A 13,400-nucleotide genomic window follows, 5' to 3' on the forward strand; every position below is an offset into this window, starting at 1 on the left:
ACCTCAATCCGCGACCGCTACCGCCTCGATCTCGATCAGCCATTCCGGCGCGGCGAGTGCGGAGACGCCGACGAGGGTCGAGGCCGGCGGCTCCATGCCTTCGAAGAAGACGGAGCGCGCCTTGCCGATGATGGGGCGCAGCTCCGGCTTGTAGCCGACGACGAAGGTCGTGATCTTCACGATATTGGCGTAACTCGCGCCGGCCGCTTTCAGCGCCAGGCCGAGGTTCTGCATCACCTGCGTCGTCTGTGCGGCAATATCGCCCTCGCCGACGATCCGCCCCTCCTCGTCGACCGACACCTGGCCGGAGATGTAGATGGTACGAGCGCCCGTGGCGGTGACGACGTGGGAATAGGCCGGATTGTGATGCAGGCCGCTGGGGCGGAGATGATCGAGCTTCGGCATGGGTTCGCCTCCCGGAGGTTTGTGGTTGGGAGGGAGCGTAGCTGGAGAGGGAGCGGAGAGCCAGCCCCGTCATTGCGAGGAGCTCTTGCGACGAAGCAATCCAGACTGCTCACCACGGATACAGTCTGGATTGCTTCGCTTCGCTCGCAATGACGAAGGAAGGAGCGCCCCTCAATTACAGGGCTTGCTGTCCTTCACGTCGAACTTGCCCATCGCGCCGGAGATCACGAAATCGTTGTAGTCGAGCACGAGCTGACGCGAGACACCGTTCTCGTAGAGCTCGAATGCCATCGCATAGACCGGCGTCTGCTCGCCTTCCTTCTGCTGGGCCTCGCGGTCGAAATAGCTGACGGTGACGGGCCAGCGCTTCAGCGACTTCATGTGCTCGTCGGAGGTCGATGCATCGGGCGCGGCGGTGCGTTCGACGGGGATCGGCTGGCCGATCACGGTCAGCGTGTTGTAGACCTTCTGGCCGTCGTCGGAGCCGTCATAGACGGAGAGCTCGAGCAGCGACTTGCCGTCCTTGGCGGCGGCGATGATGCGCTGGATCTGCTCGGTCGGGAACACGATCTTGCCGTCGAGCGTAAAGCTCTTCGGCGCCGGCAGCTTCAGCTTGACGTTGATGTGGTCGCCGTCGCGCTCGGCCGAGCCGTCGACCCGGCCGGCATCGGCCTCGTTCATCCGCGTCTCGATCTTGAAGCGGTAGCTCTTTCCCGCGGCATCCTCCCAGGAGTTGGAGCGGAGGTCGCTGAGCGTCACCTTGCCCTCGCCGCTGTCGAGCTCGGAGACCTGGCGGAATTCGGAGGTGTAGCCCTCGCAGGAGCTTCCGGTGAAGTTGTAGAGGATGCGGCCGCGGGCGCTGTTGACCGAATTGGAGCGCGATTTCACGAGGCTCAGATCATAGAGCGCCTGGTGCGCGAGGAACGGACCGTTGGCGGCTAGCGCCCCACCGCCGGGGCCGCAAGCAGCCGCCGCGAGCGCCATCACACCGAGCGAAGTCCGGAAAAGGTGCACCATGTCTATTCCTTGGGGACGCGTCCTTGGGGAGCGCAGATTCGACATTTTAATGACCGTTCCATTGCGTCGCAACTGAGGCCGTTTCACGTAAAGTTGCGGCCCTCGCCCTGAACCTCCGGGCCTGCCCGCGCAAGAGGCACCCGCCGCTCGGCCCGGGCGGCTTGCTTGCATGTGGCTGCGCGATGGGCGAAACAGGCGCGCCCGGCTGCACAACCCAAGGCGCCCGGACGAATGAATTCCTGGGATATCGAGGTCGAGACATGGCGGGCACGGTCGAGCAGAAACTGGCGGAACAGGGCATCAAGCTGCACGAGGCCCCCACGCCCGTGGCCAATTACGTGCCTTTCGTGCGCACCGGCAATCTGCTGTTCGTCTCCGGCCAGGTCTGCTTCGATCCCGCCGGCAAGCTGATCGCCAAGGGCAAGCTCGGCGCCGGCGTCTCTATCGAGGACGGCGCGGCGGCCGCACGCGGCTGCGCGGTCAATTTGCTGGCCCAGGTCAAGGCGGCGCTCGGCGACCTCGACAAGGTCGTGCGCGTGGTGCGCCTCGGCGGCTTCATCAACTCGGCGCCGGACTTCGTGGACGGGCCGAAGGTGCTCAACGGCGCCTCCGACCTGATGGTCGCCGCCTTCGGCGACAGGGGCCGCCACGCCCGCACCACTGTCGGCGTCGCCTCGCTGCCCGCAGACGCGGCGGTCGAGGTCGAAGGCGTGTTCGAGGTCGCCTGACGCGAATGCGCGCTCCTGATTGGCTGACAGCCCGGCCGGTCGCCCATCGCGGCCTGCACGACATCTCCCGCGGCATCGTCGAGAACATGCCGGGCGCGGTGCAGGCTGCAATTGCCGGCAATTTCTCGATCGAGGTCGATATCCAGCTCAGCGCCGATGGCGAGGCGATGGTGCATCACGACCATGCCCTCGGTCGTCTCACCGAGGCCACCGGCGAGGTGGTCGAGAAGACCGCGGCAGAGCTGAAAGCCATCAAGTTCAAGGACACGGACGAGCGGATGATGTCGCTCAGCGACCTCTGCACTATGGTCGCCGGCCGCGTGCCGCTGGTGATCGAGGTGAAGAGCCATTTTGGCAGCGACCGCAAACTGGTGAAACGGATGGCCGAGGTACTGGCGTCCTATCAGGGGCCCGCCGTCGGCATGTCCTTCGATCCCGACCAGGTGCTGGCGCTGCGCGAACTGCTGCCCTCGTGCCCGCGCGGCATCGTCGCGCAGCGGAGCTATGAGGACGAATACTGGGCTTACCTGTCGCAGGAGCAGCGCGACGGCATGCTGTACCTGCGCCACGGCTTGCAGACCCAGCCGCACTTCGTCGCCTTCAAGGTCGACCACTTGCCAGCCCCCGCCCCCTGGATCGCCCGCAACGTCTTCGGCTGCGCCCTGCTCGGCTGGACGGTCCGCACGCCGGACCAGCGGGCGCGGGTCGGGCAATATGCCGATCAGATGATCTTCGAGGGGTTCGTGCCCTGACGTCGTCCTGGCGAAAGCCAGGACCCATAACCACCGAATGCAGTCGTGCGAAGACTGGCGGTCAACAGCTCGGCACCTAACATCGCCCTGGGGTAATGGGTCCTGGCTTTCGCCAGGACGACTCGCGGATAGGGTCACGCGACCCCAGTTCCCGCCCCCCTTGAAGTCGCTGTTGCAATGCACGATCTTGGGCACGATGGCATCATCCGAAATTACGCTCGAGGCCGTACCGTCCATTGGCGAAGTCTCGCCCGAGGATTGGGACGCCTGCGCCAATCCCCGCGGCAGCTGCAATGGGGCTGGCAACGGAACCTCATCCGCCCTTCCAGGCGATTCCCTCGACCTCTTAAGACCTGCCTATAACCCGTTCGTCTCGCACGCATTTCTATCGGCGGTCGAGAAATCAGGTTCAGCGACCATTCGCACCGGCTGGGGGCCACGGCATCTGGTGGCCAAGATCGACGGCCGCGTCGCCGGCGTCGTGCCCTGCTATCTGAAATCGCATTCGCAGGGCGAATACGTCTTCGACCGCGGCTGGGCGGATGCCTATGAGCGCGCCGGTGGACGCTACTATCCGAAGCTTCAGGTCTCGGTTCCTTTCACGCCGGCAACCGGACCGCGGCTGCTGGTCCGCGACGGCGTGGATCGCGAGCAGATCATGGAGGCGCTGGCGAGCGGGCTGGTGGCGCTGTGCGGCGTCAGCAAGGCCTCCTCCGTGCACGTGACCTTTGCGCGCGAGGCGGAATGGAAGCTGCTTGCCGAACACGGCTTCCTCCAGCGCACCGACCAGCAGTTCCACTGGCACAACGAGGGCTTTGCGAGTTTCGACGATTTTCTCAGCACCCTGAACTCGCGCCACCGCAAGTCGATCAAGCGCGAGCGTCGCGACGCGCTTGCATCGGGCGTCACGATCCACTGGCTCACAGGCAAGGACATCACCGAGGATGCCTGGGACGCCTTCTTCATGTTCTACATGGAGACCGGCTCGCGCAAATGGGGCCGCCCCTATCTGACGCGCGAATTCTTCTCGCTGATCGGCGAGACCATGAGCGAGGACGTGCTGCTGGTGATGGCCCGCCGCAACGACCGCTGGATCGCGGGCGCGATCAACTTCATCGGCTCGGACACGCTGTTCGGCCGCAACTGGGGCGCGGTCGAGCATCACCCCTTCCTGCATTTCGAGGTCTGCTACTATCAGGCGATCGACTTCGCCATCAAACGCGGGCTTCGGAATGTCGAAGCCGGCGCGCAGGGCGAGCACAAGATCGCGCGCGGCTATCTGCCGAAGACGACCCACTCCGCCCACTTCATCGCCGATCCCGGCCTGCGCCGCGCGATCGATGATTACCTCAAGCGCGAGCGCGCCTATGTTGCGGAAGCCGGCCGAGAGCTCGCCGAGCTCGGCCCGTTCCGCAAAGGCATCGACGAGGCGCCTTGACGGGTTACTGTTGCTGGTGACAGTAAGCGCAAAATTCCAAGCGTAAAATTCGAAGCGTAAAAATTCGAAGCATAAAATTCCTGGGAGCCGCCGCCATGACCGCCTACGACACCAACAACATCTTCGCAAAAATCCTGCGCGGCGAGCTGCCCTGCAACAAGGTCTATGAGGACGAACACGTCTTTGCTTTCCTCGACATCATGCCGCGGGTATCAGGCCACACGCTGGTGATCCCGAAGGCCGCTGCCCGCAACATCCTCGACATCAAGCCGGACGATTACGCCCATGTCGCCCGCGGCGCGAAGAAGATCGCGATCGCGGCGATGAAGGCATTTAATGCCGACGGCATCACCGTCCAGCAGTTCAACGAGCCCGCCGGCGGACAGGTGGTGTTTCACCTCCACATGCACGTGTTGCCTCGTCACGACGGCGTGGCGATGCTGCCGCCGGCCAGTCGCAAGGAAGACGGCAAGGTGCTGGAAGAGAATGCGGCGAAGCTGATCGCGGCGTTGAAGGGTTGATCGTCACTCCGTCTGAAAATCCCCGGCTTGCGGCGCGGCCAGCGGCGTGAACTCGCAGCGGTCGGGCTTGATGTCGATCAGCGGGGTGTTGTCGATGCAGTCGAGCCCGCGCACCAGGATCGCATTGCCTTCGATCCCGACCAGCTTGACGATCGACGTGCCGATCGGATTGGGCCGCACCGGCGAGCGCAGCGAAAACGTGCCGCGGGTCTTCTCGTTGTTCTTCGGGCTCTGCAGAACGATGTCGCGGCGCGACTGGTCGAGCCAGTAGAGCACTTCCAGATTGCTGTAGAAATCGACGCCCTTGATGGCCGGCACGAACGGCTCGAAGATCTCGAGCCGGCAGATCGGGCCGTCCTGACGGCCCTGGCGCGGCGTCTCCATCCGCGAGGTCCAGGGCGTGCGGATACGGCCGATGAAGACCAGGCCGGCATCCTCTGCGGGCGGCAGCTCGATGGCGACCTCGCCCTCGCGGAGCTCGTTTTCGCGAACCATATGTCGTGTTCCTTGCTGTTCGCCGGCGGTTTTAGCCCAACCACCACTTGCCGGCCAGCATGAAGACTTCGCCGGTGACGACGCCCGCAAAAATCGAGCGGCGGGTCAACAGGAAGGCGACGAGGCCGGCGCCCACCGCGCCATAGCGCAGGATATCGGGCACGCTGGCCAACGCGCCCGGCGGCTGGACCACAATCTGGGCGATGACGCCGGCCAGGATCGCGGTCGCGACCGCCCTCACCCAGACCAGCAGTTCGGAGCCCTCGTCGATGCCGCCGCCGAACCACAGGCCCAGCATGCGCCATACCTGGTTGGGAATAACGCCTGCGACGAACAGCACGACGAGCGCCTGCCAGTCGCCGATCAGCTGCGCGTAGCTCATGCGCGCACCTCCCGCCACCAGTGGACGCCATAGGCGATCGTGCCGGCCACCAAACCGCTGACGAGAATGTCGAGGCCGGAGTTCATCTTCGCCGCCAGCGGATAGAGCAGAACCCCGAGCGCCAGCGCGACGACATCGGCGGCCTCGCGGCTGTTGCGCGCGGTCGAGAACAGGAACGACAGCGGCGTCAGCAGCAGGATCGCCGCGCCAAGCGTCTGCGTCAGGTTGGCGGCGAGGAAATAGCCGACCGTGTTGGCGGTAAGGCACACCGAGACCAGGCCGAAGCCAAGTCCGTTGACGAAGGCGATCCGCCGCTCGCGCGGCACTTGCGGCAGGAAGCGATGGCACTCGACCCACAGCGTCACGGCGGTGAGATGAGCCGCGAAGAACAGTTCACGTCGCTTGGTCGTCGGCGTTCGCATCAGCGGCAGCACCGAGACGACCATCGGAAACAGCCGGATGGCGCTGACGGTCACCGCGATCGCCGACTGGATGATGGTCGCGCCCGAGCCGAGCGTGGTGATCAGAATGATCTGCGCCGGACCTGCCCAGACGAACAGCGTCGAGCACAGCGCCCAGAGCAGGCTGAAATGAGTATCATGAGCAAGCGCGCCGATGCCGAGATAGGTCGCGAACAGGACGAGCGTGAGGATCGTCTGCGTGATCGAGCGCAGGCCCCACGCAAAAGCGCGCCACGGGCTTTGCCATTGAGGAGAGTCGAGCGGAGGAAGCGCCACGGGAGTTTGGGCCGAGTTGCGGAATCGTGCCCGCATAACGGGCAATGCAGCGACCGGCGTCAAGGAAGCACGCGGCGGGGCTGGCATGCACGCCGACGAGGGCCCTACCCGCTCACACCCCGGTTCTTCAGCACGAAGCACGCACCGCCGGCCTTGCGGATGCGATTGCACAGATCATCCGCCTCGTTGCGCGTGTCGGCGCCGATGCGCACCTGATAGAACGCGCGCGTCCCGCGGCTGCGCATCACCGACGAGAGCAGGCTCGGATCGCGGTCACCGATCACGGCGCTCAGCCGCGTCACCGCGCGGGAATACATCGCCAGCGCCCTGTTGCGGTCGAAGCCGGCGGCGAGCTGCACGCCCCAGATCTTGGCGGCGGCAAGCTCCACATGCTGCTCGAGCTCGGCGACGAACGGATTTGGCGCGCGCTTCAACAGCGCCATCAGATCGCGACAGCTCGTCGGCGGCGAACTCGGCGGTCCCTTGCCGGTGCTGCCCGCCTTGGCCCATGCGTCAACGCTGGCGCCCGTGATGGCATAGACGTAGTTGCGGGTCTGCTCCGGCATGCCGCCGGTGCCGGCGAGCCATTCCTGCAGCCGGCGCGGTCCGGCATTGTAGGCGGCCGCGGCAAGGCCGAGATTGCCGAACTGGTTGCGCAGCTCGTTGAGGAATTCGGCCGACTTCGGTAGCGCCTGCACCGGGTTGAAGGGATTGAGCAGCCCGCGCTCGCTCGCGGTGCCCGGCATGAACTGCGCGATCCCCTGCGCATGCTCGCCGCTGCGCGTCGTTGGACCCACGGCATCGGCCTGGAAGCGGCTTTCCTGCCAGATCACCCGGGCGAAGAACTCCAGCGGCAGGTTATTGTCGCGCGCGGCGGCCTCGATGATCAGGCAGATCGACTCCCGCGTGTCGCTCTCGCGCGCGTCCGCGGGCTTCTCCGGCGGCTTCGCGGGCTCCTCGACGCCGGGCACCGCGGTGTCGGGCTTTGCAGGCGAGTCATCCGACCACGCGGGCGTCGCCGAGACCAGCAGCGCAGCGATCATCGGCGATGCAATCCGCCTCAACCATGGGCAGGCACGACTGTGGCGCGCCTTGGTGCGGCATGCGACAAGGTGATCTGCCCCGTTGCGGCGTCGTGCCATGGTTCGATGAGTTGTCAATATGCTGCCTGACCTGTCTCTCCCAATGCGTGTCCCCGCCAAACGGATCCGCGTCATTTTCGCGCTGGTCGCGCTCGTGCTGAGCCTCGTGCCAGCCGCCGCACAGCTGAACCCGCAAGTCACCTCTCAAGCCACTTCTCAAATCACTTGGCAGATGACCACGGAATACCCCGAGACTAACATCTCCGGGATCGGGCTCACCACCTTCGCCGATCGCGTGGCGGTGCGCACAAACGGTTTCGTGAACGTGGCCAATGCCTTCGACAACAAGCTCAAGATCAATTCGGGCGAGATGCCGCGCGCCGTACTGGACGGCCGGATCGCCGGCGGCGATGCCTTCGCTGGCGCGCTCTCCGGCATTGACCCGGTGCTCGGATTGTCCACCCTGCCCTTCCTCGTGCAATCGGTCGACCTCGCCCGCGCCAGCAATTTGCGGGCGCGCCCGCTCTACGAGAAGGCGCTCGCCGCGCGCGGCCTCAAACTGCTTTATCTGACGATCTGGCCGGCTACGGGCCTGTGGTCGGACCACGCGCTCGACGGCGCCGACGACCTGCCAAAGCTGAATCTGCGCGCCTATGATGCCAATTCCAGCGAGGTGATGCGCGCGGCCGGCGCCAACGCGCAATTTCTGCCGATGGACGCGGCGCTCGCCGGACTCAGGGAGCACCGGCTGAACGCGTTCCTCACCTCCGGCGACGGCGGCGCGGGACGCAAGCTCTGGGACTTCCTGCCGCATTTCACTGCCATCAACTACGCGATGCCGGTCTCGATCGCCTTCGTCCGCAGCGAGGCCTTTGCCGCGCTGCCCGAGCCGATGCAGCGCGAAGTGCTGACTGCCGCGGCCGAGACCGAGCAAAGCCAGTTCGCGCTATTGGCCCATCGCACGATCGAGAACTACGCGCGCATGCGGGACAATGGCGTCCGCATCGCCGAGCCGGCGCCGGCGTCCCTTGTCGCCGCGCTCCGGGAGGCGGCAACGCCTGCGATCGCCAGCTGGGAGGCACAGGCCGGCGCGGATGCCGCCGCGATCGTCGAATGGGCCCGGCAACAATGACGCATCGGGACTTGACTTGAAGGCCGATCCCACTAGCAACGGGGTGGCATAACCAGCGGACCGGGGTGGGAATGGCGACAATCTTCTTTGATCTCGACGGCACCCTGACCAACCCGAAGCCCGGGATCACCCGCTCGATCCAGTACGCGCTGGAGCGGCTCGGCCAGCCGGTCCCGAGCGAGGATGAATTGACCTGGTGCATCGGGCCGCCGCTGCATGCCAGCTTGAAAAAGCTCACGGGAAGCGACGAGCTCGCCGACCGCGCGCTGCTGCTCTATCGCGAGCGCTTCAGCGATATCGGCCTGTTCGAGAACGAAGCCTATGCCGGTATCGTCGACACCCTGACGACGCTGGCTGCGACGACGCCGCGCATGTTCGTCGCCACCAGCAAGCCCGCCGTCTACGCCACCCGCATCGTCGATCATTTCGGCCTGAAGCCGTATTTCGAGCGCGTGTTCGGCTCCGAGCTCGACGGCACGCGCGTCGACAAGCGCGACCTGCTCCGCTACGCGCTCGACGAGGCCAAGATCGATCCCGCCAGTGCCATCATGATCGGCGACCGCAGCCACGATGTTGTCGGTGCCCGCACCAACGGCATGACGGCGATCGGCGTGCTCTATGGCTACGGCAGCGAAGCCGAGCTGCGCGATGCCGGCGCGCATCACATCTGCGCCGCGCATCCGGAGCTGCTCGGCCATTGTGTCGCGTAGCCGAGAGCGACAACAACTCCGTCCTCGCGGCGGCGATCAGCTCGCCGCCGCGGCAATATCAGCGGGATCGACGGTATCCACCGGCAACGCGAACTGCTCGACGCGCTTGTAGGGCTTCTTGTTGAGCAGCAGCCGCGTCACGTCGGGCCGCGAATAGTGCCCGGCCGGGTCGGCGGCGTTCTTGGCGACGCCGATGGCGCCGAGATCGATCTCGGCGATCAACAGCCCCTCCTGGTCCGGCGCGAGCTTGTCGCCGATCTGGCTGCCGTCGGGCCCGTAGATCGCTGCGAAGCCGCCGCCGACATGCAGCAGCGCATTCTTGTCGGGACGGTCGCAGAGCTCATCGATCATGGCTTGCGACACCGTTGCACACGGCGCCAGCACGAAGCAGGAGCCCTCCACCGCATAGACGCGCGAGGCGGCGTTGTTGACCTCGGCGCCGAGCGCCGGCGCGAAGGGATCGTAGAGCGAAAAGCTCGGCCAGGCCGCGACATGGACCTGCTCGTTCTGGGCGTACATCGCGTATTTCGACAGCGGCTGGAGATGCTCCCAGCAGCACAGCGCACCGATCCGGCCGATATCGGCCCTCGCATGCACGGCAAGATCGCTACCGTCGCCCTCGCCATAGACGGTGCGCTCGGCGTGGGTCGGCCGCAGCTTGCGGCGCTTTGCGATGGTCTCGCCGTCCGGCCCGATCAGCCACTGCGCCAGATAAAGACTGCCGCCGTCGCGTTCTGACAGGCCGAGCACCGCAGTGAGCTTCGCCTTGCGAACGGCATCGCGCAGCCGCTCGGCCTGCGGGCTGTCATAGGACAGCGAATTGTCGAAATAGCGCTGCACGAAGCCACGCCCGATCGCCCACGCCGGCGAGTCCATCCAGATGTGCCAGGGGTAGCCGGGGATGAAGGCTTCCGGGAAGGCGATCAGCCTGGCGCCCTTTTCGGCCGCTTCCTGGATCAGCGCGATCGACTTGTCGATGGAGGCCTCGAGGTCGAGCCAGGCAGGCGCCGCCTGCACCACCGCCACCTTGTATTTCGGATGTTCGATGCCCATTGCCGCCTCCATTGCCCGGTTGATCGGAGACCACGTCCGATGCAGTCTATCTGGCCGAGGCGGGCAGCCAGGCGCTCGACCAGGACGGAACAAAAACTCGACCGCATGCGATTGCCCCCGGTACGGAACTTGCCTCCGGTCAGGCCGGATCTGCGCCGACATGCGGCTTTGCTGGATGTGAAAGGGAGGCTTGCCGATGCCAATCCAGTTCACGACGGACGGCAGCCCCGGCTACCGGCGGCTCGCCCTCTGGCAGGATATCGTCTGCGACGTGTTCGTCGGGCTCGACTGCAAGTCCGACCTCGGCAGCGCCTTTCGCGGCTCGGTCACGCAGGCCCCGCTCGGCAAGGCGGTGTGCTCCGAGGTCTGCTCCGACCGCCAGCACGTCTTCCGCACGCCGTCGCGCATCGCGCGCTCGGATCAGGACTTTGTTCTGGTCGCACTCGGCAATCGCGGCGCCGGCGGCGTGGTGCAGGACGGCCGCGAAACCGCGATCCATCCCGGCGAGTTTGCGCTTTACGACACGACGCGCCCCTATGAGCTGAAGTTCAACGATACGTTCACGCAAACGATCTTCAAGGTGCCCCGCGACATGTTGCGGCGCCGGCTCGGCGGCACCGAGACGCTCACGGCGATGTCGTTTGGCGCAGATGTGCCGCTCGAACGGCTCGCGTACGACTTCATCTTGAGGCTCTGTCAGAGCGCGGACCGGCTTGCGCCGGACAATGCCGCCGCGTTGTCAGAGCAGGCCGTCGATCTGCTGGCGATGGCGCTGGGCGAGCGGCTCGGCAAGACGTCGCTGCCATCCTCGACCCATCGCTCCGCCCTGCTCTACCGCCTCAAGGCGCACGTGCGCGCGCACCTCGCCGATCCCGACCTTTCATTGCCGGACGCCGCCGCCGCGCTCGGCATCTCGGCGCGCTACGTGAACGACCTTCTTGCCGACGAAGACACCTCGTTCCAGCGCTACGTCCTTGCCGAACGTCTCGGCCAATGCCGGCGCGATCTCGCCTCACCCGTGCTCGCCCACCGCCACATCAGCGAGATCGCCTTCGCCTGGGGTTTTAACGACCTCTCGCATTTCGGACGTGTCTTCCGCGAGCATTTTGGAATGTCGCCCCGCGATTTCAGGCAGAGCCAGCTGCGGCATTGAGCAGCCATCTTCCCGAGCCTTCGCTCAGAACGAAGGCAACGCTCGCCAATTCCAGATTGTCTAGTCAGGCCTCGTGCATCAGGCTGGCGCGCATGAGGACTCACGCCACAACAAGCGGAACGGAGCTGTTGCTGGGTGCGATCGCGATCCGGCTCGCGGTGCTGGTCGTGGTGGGCTGGAGCCTGACGCTCCTGCCGCGGCAAGCGCGTGACGGCGAACCCGTCTGCCTTCCCTCACCCGTAGCGAGAGGCGAGGCCCAGCGTCCCGCGACGCTCGGCCCGCGCGTCGTCGATGCCGCGTTGGATGACATGCTTCGGCACGACTAGGCCATTCCCAGGCAAGGCCGGTATGTGAGCGCGTGATAGGAGAAGGCACCCGCTTGCATTATCATCCGGCACCAAGGCCGCACGGATCAATCAGCGGGCCAGCCGAGGAGCATATCGATGGAATACCGACGCTTGGGCCGGTCAGGCCTCATGGTGCCCGCCCTGAGTCTTGGGACCGGCACGTTCGGCGGCGTCGGCCGCCTTGCTGCGTGGGGCACGACCGACGCGACCGAAGCGCGGCGCCTGCTGGATATCTGCCTCGAGGCCGGCGTGTCGATGTTCGACACCGCCAACGTCTATTCGCTCGGCGAGTCCGAACGCGTCCTCGGCGAGGCCATCAAGGGCCGCCGCGACAAGGTTTTGATCTCGACCAAGGCCACCTTCCGCTTCGGCGACGGTCCCAACGACATCGGCTCATCGCGGCAACATCTGCTCACCGCCATCGATGCTTCGCTGAAGCGGCTCGGCACCGACTATATCGATCTGTTCCAGCTCCATGGCTTCGATGCCCTCACGCCGCCGGAAGAGGTGCTTGGCACGCTCGACGTGCTCGTGCGCGCCGGCAAGATCCGCTATGTCGGCGTTTCCAATTTTTCGGGCTGGCACCTGATGAAGTCGCTCGCCGCCGCCGACAAGCACGGCTTCCCGCGCTACGTCGCCAATCAAACGTACTACTCATTGATCGGACGCGACTACGAATGGGAGCTGATGCCGCTCGGCCTCGACCAGGGGCTCGGCGCCGTGGTCTGGTCGCCGCTCGGATGGGGACGCCTCACCGGCAAGATCCGTCGCGGCCAGCCCAGGCCGGACGTCAGCCGCCTGCCCAAGACGGCCGAGTTCGGCCCGCCCGTGCCCGACGAGCACGTCTATCGTGTGGTCGATGCGATCGACGAGGTCGCGAAAGAGACGGGCAAGAGCGTCTCGCAGATCGCACTGAACTGGCTGCTGCAGCGCCCGACGGTCTCGACGCTGATCATCGGCGCGCGCAACGAGACGCAGCTGCGCGAAAATCTCGGCGCGGTCGGCTGGTCGCTGACCAAGGACCAGCTCGCAAAGCTCGATGCCGCGAGCAAGGTGACGCTGCCTTATCCCTACTGGCACCAGCGCGTGACCTTCACCGACCGCAATCCGCCGCCGGTGTAGACCACGCCCGCGCTTGAGCTGCATCAAGCCTGCTTGCGTCGACCGTGGGATGCTACAGTCGACGCGAGGCCCCCGATGCGCCGATTTGCCATGAAGGCCCTGTTCACGGTCCTCAGCCTGAGCCGCGCCGAGCGGACGCGGATCGATTGGGATCGCCGCATCCTGATTTTTTCGACGGCGGTGACTGTCGGGCTCGTCGCCCTCTACGTCTTCGGAAAGTCGACAGCGCGCTGGTGAGAGCCCGGCGCAGGAACCGTCCGGGTCCTGCCGGGTTGCGATCGATCCGGCAATTTCCTATTTCGGAGATGAATCACGGCTCGAATCAA

The 13,400-nt window shown here is 65.7% G+C and carries 17 protein-coding genes; 10 read left to right on the forward strand and 7 right to left on the reverse strand.

The annotated features are described in order from the left end of the window. Positions 1–3: 3 nt before the first annotated feature. Complete coding sequence (locus tag RAD15_RS37585; RefSeq protein WP_458183761.1) at positions 4–405, reverse strand: RidA family protein; 402 nt, start codon at positions 403–405, stop codon at positions 4–6. A 171-nt stretch (positions 406–576) separates the two neighbouring features. Beyond that, on the reverse strand, positions 577–1,422 hold the full coding sequence (locus tag RAD15_RS37590) for a cell envelope integrity EipB family protein (RefSeq protein WP_458183762.1): 846 nt from the start codon (positions 1,420–1,422) through the stop codon (positions 577–579). Positions 1,423–1,682: 260 nt separating this feature from the next. Here RAD15_RS37590 and RAD15_RS37595 point away from each other — a divergent pair, with 260 nt between their 5' ends. The 4 genes from RAD15_RS37595 (at position 1,683) to RAD15_RS37610 (ending at position 4,861) form a co-directional block, all read left to right on the forward strand. Then, positions 1,683–2,150, forward strand: coding sequence for a RidA family protein (locus RAD15_RS37595; RefSeq protein WP_458183763.1), 468 nt, complete (start codon positions 1,683–1,685; stop codon positions 2,148–2,150). A gap of 5 nt (positions 2,151–2,155) precedes the next feature. Next, positions 2,156–2,902, forward strand: a complete 747-nt coding sequence (locus RAD15_RS37600) for a glycerophosphodiester phosphodiesterase (RefSeq protein WP_458183764.1) — start codon at positions 2,156–2,158, stop codon at positions 2,900–2,902. 196 nt (positions 2,903–3,098) lie between these two features. After that, positions 3,099–4,340, forward strand: a complete 1,242-nt coding sequence (locus RAD15_RS37605; protein WP_458183765.1) for a GNAT family N-acetyltransferase — start codon at positions 3,099–3,101, stop codon at positions 4,338–4,340. Between the two features lie 95 nt (positions 4,341–4,435). Continuing rightward, positions 4,436–4,861 (forward strand): HIT family protein, encoded by a 426-nt coding sequence (locus RAD15_RS37610; protein ID WP_458183766.1) that lies wholly within the window; start codon positions 4,436–4,438, stop codon positions 4,859–4,861. Between the two features lie 3 nt (positions 4,862–4,864). Here the strand turns inward: RAD15_RS37610 and tsaA are convergent, their stop codons facing one another. The 4 genes from tsaA to RAD15_RS37630 form a co-directional block, all read right to left on the reverse strand. Then, a complete protein-coding gene (tsaA, locus tag RAD15_RS37615; RefSeq protein WP_458183767.1) occupies positions 4,865–5,356 on the reverse strand; it encodes a tRNA (N6-threonylcarbamoyladenosine(37)-N6)-methyltransferase TrmO in 492 nt (163 codons plus the stop codon). Positions 5,357–5,387: 31 nt separating this feature from the next. Further along, positions 5,388–5,738, reverse strand: a complete 351-nt coding sequence (locus RAD15_RS37620) for an AzlD domain-containing protein (protein ID WP_458183768.1) — start codon at positions 5,736–5,738, stop codon at positions 5,388–5,390. Next, the gene (locus tag RAD15_RS37625; protein WP_458183769.1) at positions 5,735–6,475 is read right to left on the reverse strand and encodes an AzlC family ABC transporter permease; all 741 of its coding nucleotides are present in this window, start codon (positions 6,473–6,475) and stop codon (positions 5,735–5,737) included. The genes RAD15_RS37620 and RAD15_RS37625 overlap by 4 nt, the downstream gene beginning before the upstream one ends. Before the next feature lie 104 nt (positions 6,476–6,579). Next, on the reverse strand, positions 6,580–7,518 hold the full coding sequence (locus tag RAD15_RS37630; protein WP_458183770.1) for a transglycosylase SLT domain-containing protein: 939 nt from the start codon (positions 7,516–7,518) through the stop codon (positions 6,580–6,582). Between the two features lie 118 nt (positions 7,519–7,636). Between RAD15_RS37630 and RAD15_RS37635 the strand changes: the two genes are divergently transcribed. Continuing rightward, a complete protein-coding gene (locus tag RAD15_RS37635; RefSeq protein WP_458183771.1) occupies positions 7,637–8,689 on the forward strand; it encodes a TRAP transporter substrate-binding protein in 1,053 nt (350 codons plus the stop codon). A 71-nt stretch (positions 8,690–8,760) separates the two neighbouring features. Further along, positions 8,761–9,399 carry an HAD family hydrolase gene (locus RAD15_RS37640; RefSeq protein WP_458183772.1) on the forward strand — a complete coding sequence of 213 codons (639 nt, stop codon included), beginning with the start codon at positions 8,761–8,763 and terminating at the stop codon, positions 9,397–9,399. A 36-nt stretch (positions 9,400–9,435) separates the two neighbouring features. On the opposite strand, the gene RAD15_RS37645 is transcribed toward RAD15_RS37640, so the two are convergent. Further along, on the reverse strand, positions 9,436–10,452 hold the full coding sequence (locus RAD15_RS37645; protein WP_458183773.1) for a carbon-nitrogen hydrolase family protein: 1,017 nt from the start codon (positions 10,450–10,452) through the stop codon (positions 9,436–9,438). Between the two features lie 196 nt (positions 10,453–10,648). Between RAD15_RS37645 and RAD15_RS37650 the strand changes: the two genes are divergently transcribed. The 4 genes from RAD15_RS37650 to RAD15_RS37665 all read left to right on the forward strand — a co-directional run bounded on the left by RAD15_RS37650 (position 10,649) and on the right by RAD15_RS37665 (position 13,311). Next, positions 10,649–11,605 (forward strand): AraC-like ligand-binding domain-containing protein, encoded by a 957-nt coding sequence (locus RAD15_RS37650; RefSeq protein WP_458183774.1) that lies wholly within the window; start codon positions 10,649–10,651, stop codon positions 11,603–11,605. A 92-nt stretch (positions 11,606–11,697) separates the two neighbouring features. Then, a complete protein-coding gene (locus tag RAD15_RS37655; protein ID WP_458183775.1) occupies positions 11,698–11,931 on the forward strand; it encodes a hypothetical protein in 234 nt (77 codons plus the stop codon). Positions 11,932–12,048: 117 nt separating this feature from the next. Then, complete coding sequence (locus RAD15_RS37660) at positions 12,049–13,074, forward strand: aldo/keto reductase (RefSeq protein ID WP_458183776.1); 1,026 nt, start codon at positions 12,049–12,051, stop codon at positions 13,072–13,074. Between the two features lie 75 nt (positions 13,075–13,149). After that, entirely contained in the window at positions 13,150–13,311 is a 162-nt protein-coding gene (locus tag RAD15_RS37665) for a hypothetical protein (RefSeq protein WP_458183777.1), read from the forward strand. Positions 13,312–13,400: the final 89 nt, after the last annotated feature.

The organism is Bradyrhizobium sp. 14AA, assembly GCF_054185205.1.